The organism is Flavobacterium sp. WC2430 (genome assembly GCF_040822075.1).
In the GTDB taxonomy this organism is placed as follows: domain Bacteria; phylum Bacteroidota; class Bacteroidia; order Flavobacteriales; family Flavobacteriaceae; genus Flavobacterium.
On the sequence record NZ_CP162007.1, the window covers coordinates 2710564 to 2724772 of the forward strand.

Consider the following 14209-nt stretch of genomic DNA (forward strand, 5'->3'; position numbering starts at 1 on the left):
ATCATTTTCATTATTGCTCTCAAGCGATGTGTTAATGAAATGGGTGTAAGTCATCATATTTTAAAACCCGTTTGAGTACATCAAACGGGTTTTTTATTGCCTAACTTTTGTACTCTGACACAATACTAACAAAATTAAATTCAAAAAAATGAGTACATTAAAAATTGCAATTCAAAAATCAGGACGTTTAAACGAAGACAGTATCCAAATTCTAAAAGATTGCGGAATATCTATTAACAATGGAATTGATCAATTAAAAGCAGAAGCTTCAAATTTCCCTTTAGAAGTTTTATACTTAAGAAACTCTGATATTCCTCAATACTTAATTGATGGTGTGGTAGATATTGCCATTGTAGGAGACAATTTATTGGTTGAAAAAGGGAAAGGGATTCAAGTGATTCAAAAGCTTGGTTTTTCTAAATGTAAAGTTTCAGTTGCTGTACCCAAAACATTCGAATACAATTCTATTCAAGATTTAGATGGATTGCGTATTGCGACTTCTTACCCAAATACGGTCATCGAATATTTCAATTCTTTTGGAGTAAATGTAGATATTCACCAAATTTCTGGTTCGGTTGAGATTGCTCCAAATATTGGTCTAGCCGATGCCATTGTTGATATTGTTTCAAGCGGAAGTACGTTGTTTAAAAACAATTTAAAGGAAGTTGAAATTATTTATAAAAGTGAAGCGGTATTGGCAGTTTCTCCAAAAGTAACTCCAGATGTTCAAAAATTAATTGACACCTTAAAATTTAGAATTGAATCCGTTTTAAGAGCGCGAAAATCAAAATATATTTTGATGAATGTGCCTAATGATAAAATTGAAGAAGTAGGTAAAATTCTTCCAGTATTGCGTAGTTTAACCGTTTTGCCATTGGCGCAAGAAGGATGGAGCAGTGTACACTCTGTAATTGATAAAGATACTTTCTGGCAAGTAATCGATCAATTGAAAGACGCTGGTGCCGAAGGAATTTTGATTTGCCCAATTGAAAAAATGGTGCTGTAAATAATTATAAATTATTAAGTATGAATTATAAAGTTGAGTAAAACTTAAATAGTTGATACTTTGCGAACTTTGCGAAAAACCTTTGCGAACTTTGCGGTTAAAACACAATACGATGAATAAAATATACGACCCAAAACCCAATACCTGGTCAGCAATTCTAGAACGACCTACTAAGACTATCGACGATATCGAACTTACTGTAAAAGAAATTTTTAAGGAAGTTCAGAAAAAAGGAGATACCGCTGTGGCCAAATATACTTCGATTTTTGACGGAGTAAATTTTGAAAATCTAGAAGTATCTATACAAGAAATCGAAACTGCTGTTGCTACCGTTCCTAACGAATTGAAAGATGCGATTCAATTGGCTAAAAGCAATATTGAAAAATTCCATACAGCTCAAAAAACGGCAAAAGTAGAAGTAGAAACAGTAGAAGGAGTACAATGTTGGCAAGAGAAAAGACCGATTCAAAAGATTGGTTTGTATATACCAGGAGGAACTGCTCCCTTATTTTCAACTGTTTTGATGCTTGCCGTTCCTGCTCGAATTGCAGGTTGTAATGAAATTGTTTTATGTTCTCCTCCTGATAAAAAAGGAGTTATAAATCCAGCCATTTTATACGCAGCACAATTATGTGGTGTTACTAAAATTTTAAAAGTAGGTGGTATTCAGGCAATTGCAGGAATGACTTTTGGTACCCAAACGATCCCTAAAGTGTATAAAATTTTTGGACCTGGAAACCAATTCGTTACTGTTGCCAAGCAATTAGCAACTCAATTTGGTGTAGCAATTGACATGCCTGCTGGACCTTCTGAATTACTTGTTGTTGCCGATGATACTGCTATTCCTGCTTTTGTAGCTTCTGATTTATTGTCTCAAGCAGAGCACGGTATAGACAGTCAGGTTATTTTGGTGTCAACTTCAAAAAAACTGATTGACGCCGTTGAAGCCGAAATTCAAATTCAACTAGAGCAATTACCTAGAAAAGCGATTGCCGAAAAAGCGATTGCCAACTCAAAGTTGATTTATGTAGAAAATAATAAAACTGCTTTAGAATTAATCAACGAATACGGACCAGAACATTTCATAGTTTGTACTGCAAACGATGATTTTTTTATCGACGGAATCGAAAATGCAGGTTCGGTTTTTATTGGGAATTATACCCCTGAAAGTGCAGGAGATTATGCATCAGGTACCAATCATACCTTGCCAACAAACGGTTATGCTAAGAATTATAGCGGTGTAAACTTAGATAGCTTTACAAAATCAATGACTTTTCAAAAAATCTCTGAAAAGGGAATTCAAAATATTGGTAACGCCATTGAAATTATGGCAGAAGCCGAAGGGCTGCAAGCGCATAAGAATGCGGTGACACTAAGATTGAAGAGTTTAGAATAAGAGACAAGAAGCAAGAAACAAGATATTAGAGAAGGAGGCACAGTATAAAAGTCCTTTCTCTTGACTCTTGATTCTAATTTCTTTCCTCTAAAAACAAAAGAAAATGGAAAATTTCGATTTAAATAATTTAGTTCGTGAGAACGTCAAAACCATGAAGCCGTATTCATCGGCTCGTGATGAGTTTAAAGATTTTGATGTGGCTCAAATGATATTTTTGGATGCCAATGAAAATCCGTATCAAAATGGTGTAAACAGGTATCCCGATCCACAACAAAGCAGCGTGAAAGCAGTTTTAGCCAAACAAAGAAACCTAAAAATCGATCAAGTTTTATTAGGAAACGGTAGTGATGAAGTATTGGATTTGCTATTTAGAGCTTTTTGTGAGCCTAAAGAAGATAATGTAATTACTTTACCACCTACATATGGAATGTATGGGGTTTTAGCCAATATTAATGCGGTAACCAATAAAGAAGTATTACTTTCTACTGATTTCCAACCAGAGATAGATTCCATTCTAGATACTGTAGATGCTAATACTAAAATAATCTTTTTATGTTCGCCAAACAACCCAACAGGAAACTCTTTTTCTGATGAAAGTATAGTGACATTACTTCAAAATTTTAATGGATTAGTAGTTATCGATGAAGCGTATATCGACTTTTCAAAAAAACAAAGTTGGTTAAATGAATTAGATGAATATCCAAATTTAATCATTACACAAACACTTTCAAAAGCCTATGGTTTGGCAGGAATTCGTTTAGGTATTTGTTATGCTTCAGCTGGAATAATTTCGGTTTTAAACAAAATAAAACCTCCGTATAATGTGAATGAATTAACGCAACAAAGAGCATTAGAAAGATTAGCTGATAACGAAAAAATTCAACTTGAAATAGACTCTATTATAATACAAAGAGATGATTTACTTAAAGTATTAAATGAAGTGAAATTTGTTTCTAAAATATACCCAACCGAAGCTAATTTTGTGTTGATTAAAGTGGATGATGCGACTAAACGCTATAATGAATTAATCGCAAAAGGGATTGTTATTCGAAACAGAACTACCCAACCACTGTGTGAAAACACGTTGCGTTTAACCATTGGAACAGCAGAAGAAAATAAAAAATTAATGGAAGCACTATTAGCCATAAGCTAATTTTAAATAATCAAACTAAAAATAACAACATGTATAAAAAACTAATCATTGTACTTTTAATGTCATTAAGTTTTAATATTGCGATGCAAGCTCAAGAAAGTAAGACCACTGAAACGGGTAAAATTTATTTTCTACGCTCTACTGGTTTTCAAGGGTCAGCAGTTGCTTTTAAAACTTTTATTGATGGAGAATTTGTTTGTAAACTAAATAATAAAAAATATTCTATACACGAAGTTCCTGTTGGTAAACATGAATGCTCCGTACAATTTGGAGGAAAAAAATCTAAAGAGAAAGCGGAGAAGTTTGAAGTCCAAGTTGAAGCAGGCAAAATTACCTATGTACAATTGGTATTTGAAACGGGATTATTTATTAATAACATTTATTGTGAAGAAGTAACCGAAAATACGGCAACGCAAAAAATGAAAATAATGGAAGAAGATACTAAGTGTCTTTAATTCCAAGGTTTTAAAAATAAAATAAATTGGATTGAAAGTGCGTGAGGGATAGTAGTGAAGCTCTTTTTTATCTTGTTTTTTCAAGATAAAAAAAGCGGGAACGAATAGCCCGACCCGCAGGGACACGCCAAAAACAATAAAACAAACACAACTAGCTAAAAGCTTATATAAAAATGAAAAAAGTACTTTTTATCGATCGTGATGGAACGATTGTTTTAGAACCAGAAGGATACCAATTAGATAGTTTAGATAAATTAGAATTTTATCCAAAATCATTTCAATATTTGGCTAAAATTGCGAAAGAATTGGATTATGAGTTAGTGATGGTAACTAACCAAGATGGGTTAGGGACGGACAGTTTTCCGGAAGATACTTTTTGGCCTACACAAAATTTCATTTTGAGAGCTTTTGAAAACGAAGGTGTTTTATTTGACGATATTTTTGTAGATCGTTCTTTTCCAGAAGACAATGCATCAACACGCAAGCCAAGGACAGGAATGCTAACAAAGTATATTGATAATCCAGCCTATGATTTAGCAAATTCCTTCGTATTAGGAGATCGATTAACTGATGTAGAACTGGCTAAAAATCTAGGTGCAAAAGCGATTTTTATGAACACCAGCGAAGGGGCAGGAAGTGGTGAGATTGCTTCGAAACGTGATGAGTTGGATGACATTATTACATTACAATCCACTGATTGGAAAGTAATTTATGAGTTTTTGAAACTCGAAGCACGCTCCGCTACAATATCAAGAAAAACAAATGAAACGGATATTTACATTAATTTGAATCTGGATGGTACGGGGAAAAGCAAAATCGAAACTGGAATTGCCTTTTTTGACCATATGTTAGACCAAATTGCGCGTCACGGCCAAATGGACTTGGAAATTCTTGTAAAAGGAGATTTGGAAGTAGATGAGCACCATACCATAGAAGACACGGCAATTGCGCTAGGCGAAGTTTTTGCGAAAGCATTAGGAAACAAGTTGGGTATTGAGCGTTACGGTTTTTGTTTACCAATGGACGACTGCTTAGCGCAAGTTGCTATTGACTTTGGAGGAAGAAACTGGTTGGTTTGGGAAACGGAATTTAAACGTGAAATGGTAGGGAAGATGCCAACAGAGATGTTCTTGCATTTCTTTAAATCTTTTTCAGATGGAGCTAAAGCAAATATCAACATCAAAGCAGAAGGAGATAACGAGCACCATAAAATTGAGGCTATTTTTAAGGCTTTCGCCAAAGCGATAAAAGTTGCCGTAAAACGCGACACCGAAAAAATGATTTTACCATCGACAAAGGGGATGTTGTAAAAATTTGTTTAAAGTTTAAAGTTTCAGGTTCTATGTAGAACTTTAAACTTTAAACCTTAAACTTTAAACCTGAAACAAAAAAAAATGAAAATAGTAATCATAAATTACGGAGCAGGAAACATTCAAAGCATTATGTTTGCCATCGAAAGATTGGGATTTAAAGCGGTTTTGAGTAATAATCCTGAGGAAATTAAAGCTGCCGATAAAGTAATTTTTCCAGGTGTTGGTGAAGCAAGTTCAGCGATGAAAATGTTGTTAGCAAGTGGCTTAGAAACCTTAATTCCTACTTTGACTCAACCCGTATTGGGAATTTGTTTGGGAATGCAATTGATGTGCAACCAGTCAGAGGAGGGAAATACAAAGGGATTAGGAATTTTTGATGTGGATGTATTAAAATTTTCTCCAAAAGTTAAAGTGCCACAAATGGGATGGAATACTATTTACAACCTGAAGTCCCCTTTATTTAAAGGAATTGCAGAAAATGAATATATGTATTTAGTACATAGTTTTTATGCCCCTGACTGCGTTGAATCCATTGCAACAACTAATTATGAAGTTGAATATGCCTCGGCATTACAAAAAAACAATTTTTACGGTACTCAATTTCATCCTGAAAAAAGCGGTGATGTAGGAGAGCAAATTCTAGAGAATTTTCTAAAATTAAATGATTGAAAGATGTAATGATTAAGCAATTCTGGATGGAGTAGTTCTACGTTCAAAATTGCTAATCTTTAAATTATTCAATTTTAAATCTTTAAATTATAAAAAATGCGAATTATACCAGCTATAGATATCATCGAAGGAAAATGTGTTCGTTTATCAAAAGGCGATTACAATACTAAAATCATATACAATGAAAACCCGCTAGAGGTTGCAAAATCATTCGAAGCACATGGAATAGAATATTTACATTTGGTTGATTTAGATGGAGCCAAATCGAGTAAAATTGTCAACTATAAAATATTAGAACAAATTGCAACTCAAACTAGTTTGAAAATTGATTTTGGTGGTGGATTGAAATCGGATGCCGATTTAAAAATTGCTTTCGAAAGTGGTGCTAACCAGATTACAGGAGGAAGTATCGCTGTAAAAAATAGAGCTATTTTCGAAAAATGGATTGCAGAGTATGGTGCGGATAAAATCATTCTTGGAGCAGATGCCAATAACGAAAAAGTAGCAGTTTCTGGTTGGTTAGAAGATTCTAATGAAGATTTGGTTCCATTCATTCAGGACTATCAAAATAAAGGAATTCAGTACGTTATATGTACGGATATTGCAAAAGATGGCATGCTAGAAGGTCCGAGTTTTGATCTGTATGCAAAAATTTTAGCAGAAGCCAAAGGAATAAAATTGATTGCGTCTGGTGGAATTTCTACCTTTGATGAATTACCTAAATTAGCCGAATTGGGTTGCGAAGGAACTATTATTGGGAAAGCGATTTATGAAGGTCGAATTAGTTTGAAACAATTGGAGCAATATATAATTGGCAAATAATAAAACTCAAAATATGATAACTTGTTATTTGAAATACACTATAGATCCTTTTCAACTAGATGTTTTTGAAGATTATGGCAAAAGGTGGATCAAATTAGTTAATCGTTTTGGAGGACAACATCATGGTTATTTTTTACCATCTGAAGGAGCGAATAATATAGCATTTGCAATGTTTTCCTTTTCTAATTTAACCGCGTATGAAAATTACAGAATGCTAATTTTGGAAGATCAAGAATGTATCGAGGCATTTAAATTTGCAGAAGATACAAGATGCATACTGAGCTATGAAAGAACTTTTTTGCGCCCAGTATTTGAATAAAGACTTTTAATTATAAATAAAATGTTAACAAAAAGAATAATACCTTGTCTCGATATTAAAAATGGAAGAACCGTAAAAGGCGTAAATTTCATTGACTTACGCGATGCCGGTGATCCAGTGGAATTAGCTAAAATTTATTCAGATGAAGGTGCTGATGAATTGGTTTTTCTTGATATTTCTGCAACTGAAGAACGAAGAAAAACATTGGTTGATTTAGTTCGCAAAGTAGCTTCGACTATTAATATTCCGTTTACTGTTGGTGGGGGAATTTCATCTGTTGAAGATGTTGAAATATTATTGCAAAATGGTGCTGATAAGGTTTCTATTAATTCATCTGCAGTAAAAAATCCGCAACTAATCAATGATTTAGCACAAAAATTTGGAAGTCAGTGTGTTGTTGTTGCCATTGATGCAAAACAAATTGACGGGCAATGGATTGTACATTTAGTAGGTGGAAAAGTGCCTACTGAATTGAATTTATTTGATTGGGCTACCGAAGTTGCCGAGAGAGGTGCAGGAGAAATACTGTTTACCTCAATGGATAATGATGGAACTAAAAATGGATTTGCTAATATAGCTTTGTCTAAATTATCTACCTTGGTTAACATTCCTATTATTGCATCAGGAGGCGCAGGAAACATACAGCATTTTGTGGACAGTTTTATAGCAGGAAAAGCAGATGCAGCATTGGCAGCAAGCGTTTTTCATTTTAAAGAAATTGAAATCCGAACTTTGAAGCAAGAACTTCAAAAACACAACATCGAAGTAAGATTATAAAAGAAAGAGAAAAGACGTCAGATTTGATAATTTTTCAATCATTAAATAAAATAACATGAACATAGATTTTTCAAAAAGTGCACACGGATTAATTCCAGCCATTATACAAGACAGTGAAACTAAAGCCGTTTTAATGTTGGGTTACATGAATGAGGAAGCGTATCAAAAAACAATTGAAACTCAAAAAGTAACTTTTTTTAGTCGTTCAAAGCAGAGACTTTGGACAAAAGGAGAAGAAAGTGGTAACTTTTTGAATTTGGTTGATATAAAAAATGACTGTGATGGTGATACTTTACTAGTTCAAGCAAAACCATTTGGACCTACTTGTCATACTGGTGCAGATACCTGCTGGCAAACCGAAAACAAAGCGGATTATGGATTTATTTCGCATTTAGAAGAAACGATTAAAACACGTCGTGAAAATGCTGATTCAGAGAAAAGCTATGTAGCTTCACTGTTCAAATTAGGAATGAACAAAATTGCTCAAAAAGTAGGTGAGGAAGCAATAGAAGTTGTTATAGAGGCAAAAGATGATAATGATGATTTGTTCTTGAGTGAAAGTGCTGATTTACTTTTTCACTATTTAATACTACTGCAAGCCAAAGGATTTCAACTCAATGATGTTGTTGAAGTATTGAAAAGTCGTCAAAAATAGAGCAGTTTTTCTTATTAATTTAAATATAATAAAACCCAATAATGAAGCGATTCATTATTGGGTTTTCTTTTTTCTTTTTTTTGATTATGCAATCCACTATATTTACTTTTATTTAAAAGAAATACCACATTACATATTATGAATTTTGACAATACAATAGAAACTGAAGACTTAAATCATACTATTATAAAAACTGGTTTACATATCATATTAACTACTGACGAAGATGATTCGCGACCAGTATATATTTCAGGTAATTTTAATAATTGGCTTACCCAAGACAAAGAGTTTTTGATGGAGAAAATAGGTAATGGATTATATCATTATAAGTTTACTCATGATTATAATTATCCTGAAAAACTTCTATATAAATTTACAAAAGGAGATTGGAGTGAAGTAGAAATTGACCTAAGCGGAAATCGTACAGAAAATAGAGAGACTAATAAACATACTGGAATTCAGAACGAACATGTAATTAGATGGAGGAAAAACTGGCTTCCATTTAAACAAAATTATTTACCGCAAGTTGTTTTAATATCGGATGAATTTGAAATTCCTCAGTTAAATAAAACGAGAAAAATATGGGCATTATTGCCACATGATTACGATAATTCAAGTGAAAGTTACCCCGTAATGTATTTGCAGGATGCTCAAAATTTATTTAATGAAGAGGCAGAATATGGCAATTGGGAAATAGATAAAAAGTTGGCTGTAATGTCCGAATATAAAATTGGGAAAATCATTATTATTGCTATTGAACACGCTGAAGAAGATCGTATTAAAGAATACAATGTAGGTAAGACCGTTTTAGGAAAGGGACAAGGAAAAAAATATATTAAATTTCTAATCGAAACTTTAAAACCATTTGTTGACACTAATTTTAGAACAAAAAAAGACCGTCAAAACACAGGAATAGGAGGAAGCTCTATGGGCGGACTAATTAGTATTTTTAGTGGATTAAGATATCCAGATGTATTTGGTCGCTTAATGATTTTCTCTCCTTCCTTATGGGTTAAACCAGACTTAAAAATTAAAGTTGATGATGAAAATAATTCAGATACAAAAATATACTTGTATGCTGGTGGAGATGAAAGTGAAACAATGGTTTCTCATGTAAAAAATTTCAAGGAGCGCATCATCGCAAGTGAATTTGTTAAGGATAAAATGAAAATTAATTTAAGTATTAATAAACAAGGGAAACATAACGAAATTTATTGGAGTGATGAATTTCCTAAAGCTATTGAATGGCTTTTTTTTAACACAAAAGAAAATTAAATGAAAACAAAGAAAATTGCTAGTTTAGAAAATTTTGCAGGATCGGTGTTAATACCTGTCTTTGAAACCAATCCGAAAAATCTAATTCCAATCCAATTTGGTGATTTATCCATTTCATCTAAAGTTTTTTATGGTAAAAAAGATACGCATTATTTGGCAGAGAAAAACGATACTACTTTTATTTTTATTGGGCTAGGAAAATCAATTGATTATAAATCTTTAAAGACCACTTTTCGTAGAATTGCAGTTAAAGAAAAAGAATCTTTTTCTAAACAAGTTGCTTTAAATATTCTAGAAGAATTCAGCGACGAACAAGTAGAAGCAGTAGTATCTGGATTACTTTTAGGTACATATAACTTAGGACACTATAAAAAACAAGTAGATCATCCGTTTTTGGATACTAATTTTGAATTGGAAATTGTATCGACCAAGGATTTTTCAGATGTGATAAATAAAGCAATAAAAATCGCTAAAGCACAATTAGAAACATTAGCTCTAGTAGATCTACCTCCAAATAAAGTAACTCCAAAATATTTAGCTAGTTGGGCGCAAGATAAAGGGACTAAATATGGATTTGATATTAAAGTGCTGGGTCTAGAAGCTTCAAAAATTGAAGGTTTAGGTGCTTTTTTGGCTGTTGGAAAAGGAAGTCAAAATGAACCACAGTTTGTCATTATGAGCTACACTCCAAAGAAAAATGAAGAAAAGTTAAAACACGTTGGATTAGTAGGAAAGGGAATCACTTTTGATACAGGTGGATTAAATATTAAAACGGCAGGAATGGTCCATATGAAATGTGATATGGCAGGTGGAGCTGCTGTATTTGGCGCCATGCAGTTAATTGCCGATTTACAATTGCCAGTTAAAATTACTGCCATTGTTCCTTGCGCTGAAAATTCAGTAGATAAGACTTCTTTTTTACCTAGTGATGTGATTCAAAGTTATAGTGGGAATTCAATTGAAATTATTGATACAGATGCTGAAGGCCGACTTATATTAGCAGATGGTTTATCCTATTTAATCAAAAATTACCAACCCGAGTATATTGTAGATATTGCGACTCTTACCGGCAGTAGTGTGGGTACTTTAGGGTATGAATGTGGTGCTTTATTTACCAATAACGAAGTTGTTTCTAAAAAAATACAAGAAGCAGGAGATGCTGTAGGAGAGCGTTTATGGCCATTGCCACTTTGGGATGTATATAAACAAGATATTGAAAGCGATATCGCTGACGTTAAAAATTATAGTGGAAAACCAGTAGCAGGTGCGATCAGTGCTGCCAAATTTTTGGAATTTTTTACTCAAGAACACCCAGCGTGGGCGCATCTCGATGTTGCTGGAGTTGCATTTGGGGATGATGAATTTGCAAAAAGTAAACATGCTACTGCCTATGGTGTTCATTTATTAACTAAATTCATTGAAAATTTATAAAGCTTATGGAAAATGCTAAAACCTTCATTTGTATTTCGAACTATTTCAAAGGAGCCGATTTTTTGACTCATTTAAAAAGTCTTGGAAATAAAGTATACCTAATTACCAGTGAAAAATTAAGAGATAAACCTTGGCCACATGAAGCTATAGAAGAAACTTTTTATATGCAGGGCCAAGATACCGATTGGAATTTAGAGCATTTATTATTAGGTGTTGGTAATTTAATGAAATCCAATAAAATAGATGCCATAGTTGCTTTGGATGATTATGATGTTGAGAAAGCAACATATCTTAGGGAAAACTTGCGTATTGATGGGATGGGTCAAACCACTGGTCGTTATTTTAGAGATAAATTAGCCATGCGCATGAGAGCAAAAAGTTGTGGAATTCCAAATCCCGCATTTTGTTCTTTATTCAATGATCATGATATCAATACATTTGCGGATACTGTTCCAGCTCCGTGGGTCTTAAAGCCACGTTCAGAAGCTTCAGCTTCAGGGATAATTAAAGTATATGACAAAGAAACTTTATGGATACATATCAACGAAATGGGTAATAATCGTTTCAAATATTTATTAGAACAATTTAAACCTGGAGATGTATACCATTGTGACAGTTTAATTTTAGATAAAAAAGTAATATTTAGCATAACATCAAAATATTTAGCTACACCCATGGAAATTTCACAAGGTGGAGGTGTATTTAGAAGTTCAAATATCCCGTATGGTTCTAATGATGATGTAGCAATTAAAGAAGTAAATGAACAAGTCATGAAAGGTTTTGGTTTGAAACATGGTGCTGCACATACTGAATTTATAAAATGCAATGAAGATGGTGAAATCTACTTTTTAGAAACGTCATCTAGAGTAGGAGGTGCCCATTTAGCCGAAATGGTTGCTGCAGCTTCTAATATTAATTTATGGAAAGAGTGGGCGGCAATTGAGGACGCTTTGGTTAAAGGAAAAAAATATAAATTACCAAAAGTAAAAAAAGAATATGCTGGTATCGTTTTGACTTTATCAAAATATCAGCACCCTGATTTATCTTCTTTTTCAGACCCCGAAGTTTGTTTTAAAGTTCCCTTAGAGTATCATGCCGGTTTAATTGTACAATCTGATAAAAATGAAAGAATATTGGAGTTACTAAATGACTATGTTGATCGCTTATTAGCTGATTTTTCAGTAGTCCTAAAACAAGAAAAAATAGTCAAACTTCATTAATTCTCAGTTTTAAAAAACCACAAAAAAAATATTTATATCCTCACAATTTCATGAAAAAGTATTTCGCATCCATTTTTTTATTTTTACTGTTTTTACAAAATAGTACGGCTCAAGGTCTTTTATCAAAGTCTGAATTACAATTTACTAGACAGGATACTTTACGAGGAAGTATTACAAAAGAGAGAGCGTGGTGGGATGTAAAAAAATATCATTTAGATATTAAAGTTAATCCTTCAGATAGCACAATTACAGGCTCTAACACTATTACATATAAAGTATTAGAAGAGTATAATAAGATGCAGGTAGATCTACAAAATCCAATGGAAATCTATAAAGTAATTCAAGATGGCAAAACGCTAAAATATACCCGAGAAGGAAATGCCTTTTTTATTGATTTAGTTTCACCACAAATTATTGGTGCCACAAAAGAACTTATTGTTTTTTACGGAGGAAAACCAAAAGTTGCAGTAAATCCACCTTGGGATGGAGGAATCACTTGGAAAAAAGATTCTAACAATAATTTATTTATAGCATCTTCTTGTCAAGGATTGGGAGCCAGTGTTTGGTGGCCCAATAAAGATCATATGTATGACGAAGGGGAAAATATGATGATTAGCGTAAATGTGCCAGGAAATTTGATGGATGTTTCCAATGGTCGTTTGCTAAGCGTAAAAAAATTAAAAGATGGAACAAAAACGTACAATTGGTATGTTTCAAACCCTATTAATAATTATGGAGTCAACATAAACATTGGGGATTATGTTACTTTTTCTGAAAAATACAAAGGAGAAAAAGGAGATCTAGATTGCAGTTATTATGTACTGAGAGATAATTTGGCTAAAGCCAAAGAGCAATTCACAGACGTTCCGCGCATGCTTAAAGCTTTTGAACATTGGTTTGGCCCTTATCCTTTTTATGAAGATAGTTATAAACTTGTTGAAGCGCCTTATTTAGGAATGGAACATCAAAGTTCCGTTACATATGGTAATGGTTTTAAAAATGGATATCGAGGTCGAGATTTAAGTGGAACTGGCTGGGGTCTAAAATTTGATTTTATAATTATTCATGAATCGGGACACGAATGGTTTGCTAATAATATAACATATCGAGATATTGCTGATATGTGGATCCATGAAAGCTTTACCAATTATGCAGAAAGTCTTTTTGTAGAATATTATTATGGAAAAGAAGCGGGAGCCGAGTATGTGAGAGGTACAAGAAAAGGAATTAAGAATGATAAGCCAATCATTGGAAATTACGATGTAAACAATGAAGGTTCTGGCGATATGTATCCTAAGGGAGGAAATATGTTACATACAATTCGCCAAATTGTAAATAATGATGAAAAATGGCGTTCTATCCTTAGAGGATTAAACAGTACTTTTTACCATCAAACAGTAACTACAAAACAAATTGAAGATTATTTGACAACAGCAGTTGGAATTGACTTATCAACCGTTTTTAATCAATACTTAAGAGATACTCATATTCCAACTTTAGAATATTATTTCAAAGAAAACAAATTAGGTTTTCGTTGGACAAATTGTGTAACAGGATTTAATATGCCAGTAAAAGTTTTAATTGACGGAAAAGAAAAATGGTTAAAACCTAATACTGAATGGAGTACTGAAACTGCTGAATTCAAAATAAAAAAATTACAAATAGACAAGGATTTTTATGTAGCAGGATTTGATATTTCAGAATAAATTTTGCTAATT

The 14209-nt window shown here is 33.0% G+C and carries 14 protein-coding genes; all 14 read left to right on the forward strand.

The window, feature by feature from the left end:
- Positions 1-148 precede the first annotated feature (148 nt).
- The 14 genes from hisG (at position 149) to AB3G36_RS11930 (ending at position 14197) form a co-directional block, all read left to right on the forward strand.
- Entirely contained in the window at positions 149-1006 is an 858-nt protein-coding gene (gene hisG, locus AB3G36_RS11865) for an ATP phosphoribosyltransferase (RefSeq protein ID WP_367753009.1), read from the forward strand.
- A gap of 112 nt (positions 1007-1118) precedes the next feature.
- Positions 1119-2402: a histidinol dehydrogenase gene (gene hisD / locus AB3G36_RS11870; RefSeq protein ID WP_367753011.1), complete on the forward strand. Its 1284-nt coding sequence runs from the start codon at positions 1119-1121 to the stop codon at positions 2400-2402.
- A gap of 103 nt (positions 2403-2505) precedes the next feature.
- On the forward strand, positions 2506-3555 hold the full coding sequence (gene hisC, locus AB3G36_RS11875) for a histidinol-phosphate transaminase (RefSeq protein ID WP_367753013.1): 1050 nt from the start codon (positions 2506-2508) through the stop codon (positions 3553-3555).
- Between the two features lie 29 nt (positions 3556-3584).
- Complete coding sequence (locus tag AB3G36_RS11880; RefSeq protein ID WP_367753015.1) at positions 3585-4010, forward strand: DUF2846 domain-containing protein; 426 nt, start codon at positions 3585-3587, stop codon at positions 4008-4010.
- A gap of 173 nt (positions 4011-4183) precedes the next feature.
- Positions 4184-5320 (forward strand): bifunctional histidinol-phosphatase/imidazoleglycerol-phosphate dehydratase HisB, encoded by a 1137-nt coding sequence (gene hisB, locus AB3G36_RS11885; protein WP_367753017.1) that lies wholly within the window; start codon positions 4184-4186, stop codon positions 5318-5320.
- An 84-nt stretch (positions 5321-5404) separates the two neighbouring features.
- Entirely contained in the window at positions 5405-5992 is a 588-nt protein-coding gene (hisH, locus tag AB3G36_RS11890) for an imidazole glycerol phosphate synthase subunit HisH (RefSeq protein WP_367753019.1), read from the forward strand.
- A gap of 96 nt (positions 5993-6088) precedes the next feature.
- Complete coding sequence (gene hisA, locus AB3G36_RS11895) at positions 6089-6814, forward strand: 1-(5-phosphoribosyl)-5-[(5-phosphoribosylamino)methylideneamino]imidazole-4-carboxamide isomerase (RefSeq protein WP_367753021.1); 726 nt, start codon at positions 6089-6091, stop codon at positions 6812-6814.
- A 13-nt stretch (positions 6815-6827) separates the two neighbouring features.
- Entirely contained in the window at positions 6828-7133 is a 306-nt protein-coding gene (locus AB3G36_RS11900) for an NIPSNAP family protein (protein WP_367753023.1), read from the forward strand.
- A 21-nt stretch (positions 7134-7154) separates the two neighbouring features.
- Entirely contained in the window at positions 7155-7910 is a 756-nt protein-coding gene (gene hisF, locus AB3G36_RS11905; RefSeq protein WP_367753025.1) for an imidazole glycerol phosphate synthase subunit HisF, read from the forward strand.
- A 55-nt stretch (positions 7911-7965) separates the two neighbouring features.
- Positions 7966-8565, forward strand: a complete 600-nt coding sequence (hisIE, locus tag AB3G36_RS11910) for a bifunctional phosphoribosyl-AMP cyclohydrolase/phosphoribosyl-ATP diphosphatase HisIE (protein ID WP_367753026.1) — start codon at positions 7966-7968, stop codon at positions 8563-8565.
- A 138-nt stretch (positions 8566-8703) separates the two neighbouring features.
- The gene (locus AB3G36_RS11915; RefSeq protein WP_367753028.1) at positions 8704-9840 is read left to right on the forward strand and encodes an alpha/beta hydrolase; all 1137 of its coding nucleotides are present in this window, start codon (positions 8704-8706) and stop codon (positions 9838-9840) included.
- Positions 9841-11271: a M17 family metallopeptidase gene (locus AB3G36_RS11920; RefSeq protein ID WP_367753030.1), complete on the forward strand. Its 1431-nt coding sequence runs from the start codon at positions 9841-9843 to the stop codon at positions 11269-11271.
- Positions 11272-11276: 5 nt separating this feature from the next.
- Entirely contained in the window at positions 11277-12491 is a 1215-nt protein-coding gene (locus AB3G36_RS11925; RefSeq protein ID WP_367753032.1) for an acetyl-CoA carboxylase biotin carboxylase subunit family protein, read from the forward strand.
- 50 nt (positions 12492-12541) lie between these two features.
- Positions 12542-14197, forward strand: a complete 1656-nt coding sequence (locus tag AB3G36_RS11930; protein WP_367753034.1) for a M1 family metallopeptidase — start codon at positions 12542-12544, stop codon at positions 14195-14197.
- Positions 14198-14209 lie beyond the last annotated feature (12 nt).

Coding starts and splice junctions, on each gene's coding strand:
- hisC (WP_367753013.1), top strand. CDS start 2,506: ATGGAAAATTTCGATTTAAATAATTTAGTTCGTGAGAACGTCAAAACC.
- hisB (WP_367753017.1), top strand. CDS start 4,184: ATGAAAAAAGTACTTTTTATCGATCGTGATGGAACGATTGTTTTAGAA.
- AB3G36_RS11925 (WP_367753032.1), top strand. CDS start 11,277: ATGGAAAATGCTAAAACCTTCATTTGTATTTCGAACTATTTCAAAGGA.
- AB3G36_RS11920 (WP_367753030.1), top strand. CDS start 9,841: ATGAAAACAAAGAAAATTGCTAGTTTAGAAAATTTTGCAGGATCGGTG.
- AB3G36_RS11915 (WP_367753028.1), top strand. CDS start 8,704: ATGAATTTTGACAATACAATAGAAACTGAAGACTTAAATCATACTATT.
- hisF (WP_367753025.1), top strand. CDS start 7,155: ATGTTAACAAAAAGAATAATACCTTGTCTCGATATTAAAAATGGAAGA.
- hisD (WP_367753011.1), top strand. CDS start 1,119: ATGAATAAAATATACGACCCAAAACCCAATACCTGGTCAGCAATTCTA.
- hisG (WP_367753009.1), top strand. CDS start 149: ATGAGTACATTAAAAATTGCAATTCAAAAATCAGGACGTTTAAACGAA.
- hisH (WP_367753019.1), top strand. CDS start 5,405: ATGAAAATAGTAATCATAAATTACGGAGCAGGAAACATTCAAAGCATT.
- AB3G36_RS11900 (WP_367753023.1), top strand. CDS start 6,828: ATGATAACTTGTTATTTGAAATACACTATAGATCCTTTTCAACTAGAT.
- AB3G36_RS11930 (WP_367753034.1), top strand. CDS start 12,542: ATGAAAAAGTATTTCGCATCCATTTTTTTATTTTTACTGTTTTTACAA.
- AB3G36_RS11880 (WP_367753015.1), top strand. CDS start 3,585: ATGTATAAAAAACTAATCATTGTACTTTTAATGTCATTAAGTTTTAAT.
- hisIE (WP_367753026.1), top strand. CDS start 7,966: ATGAACATAGATTTTTCAAAAAGTGCACACGGATTAATTCCAGCCATT.
- hisA (WP_367753021.1), top strand. CDS start 6,089: ATGCGAATTATACCAGCTATAGATATCATCGAAGGAAAATGTGTTCGT.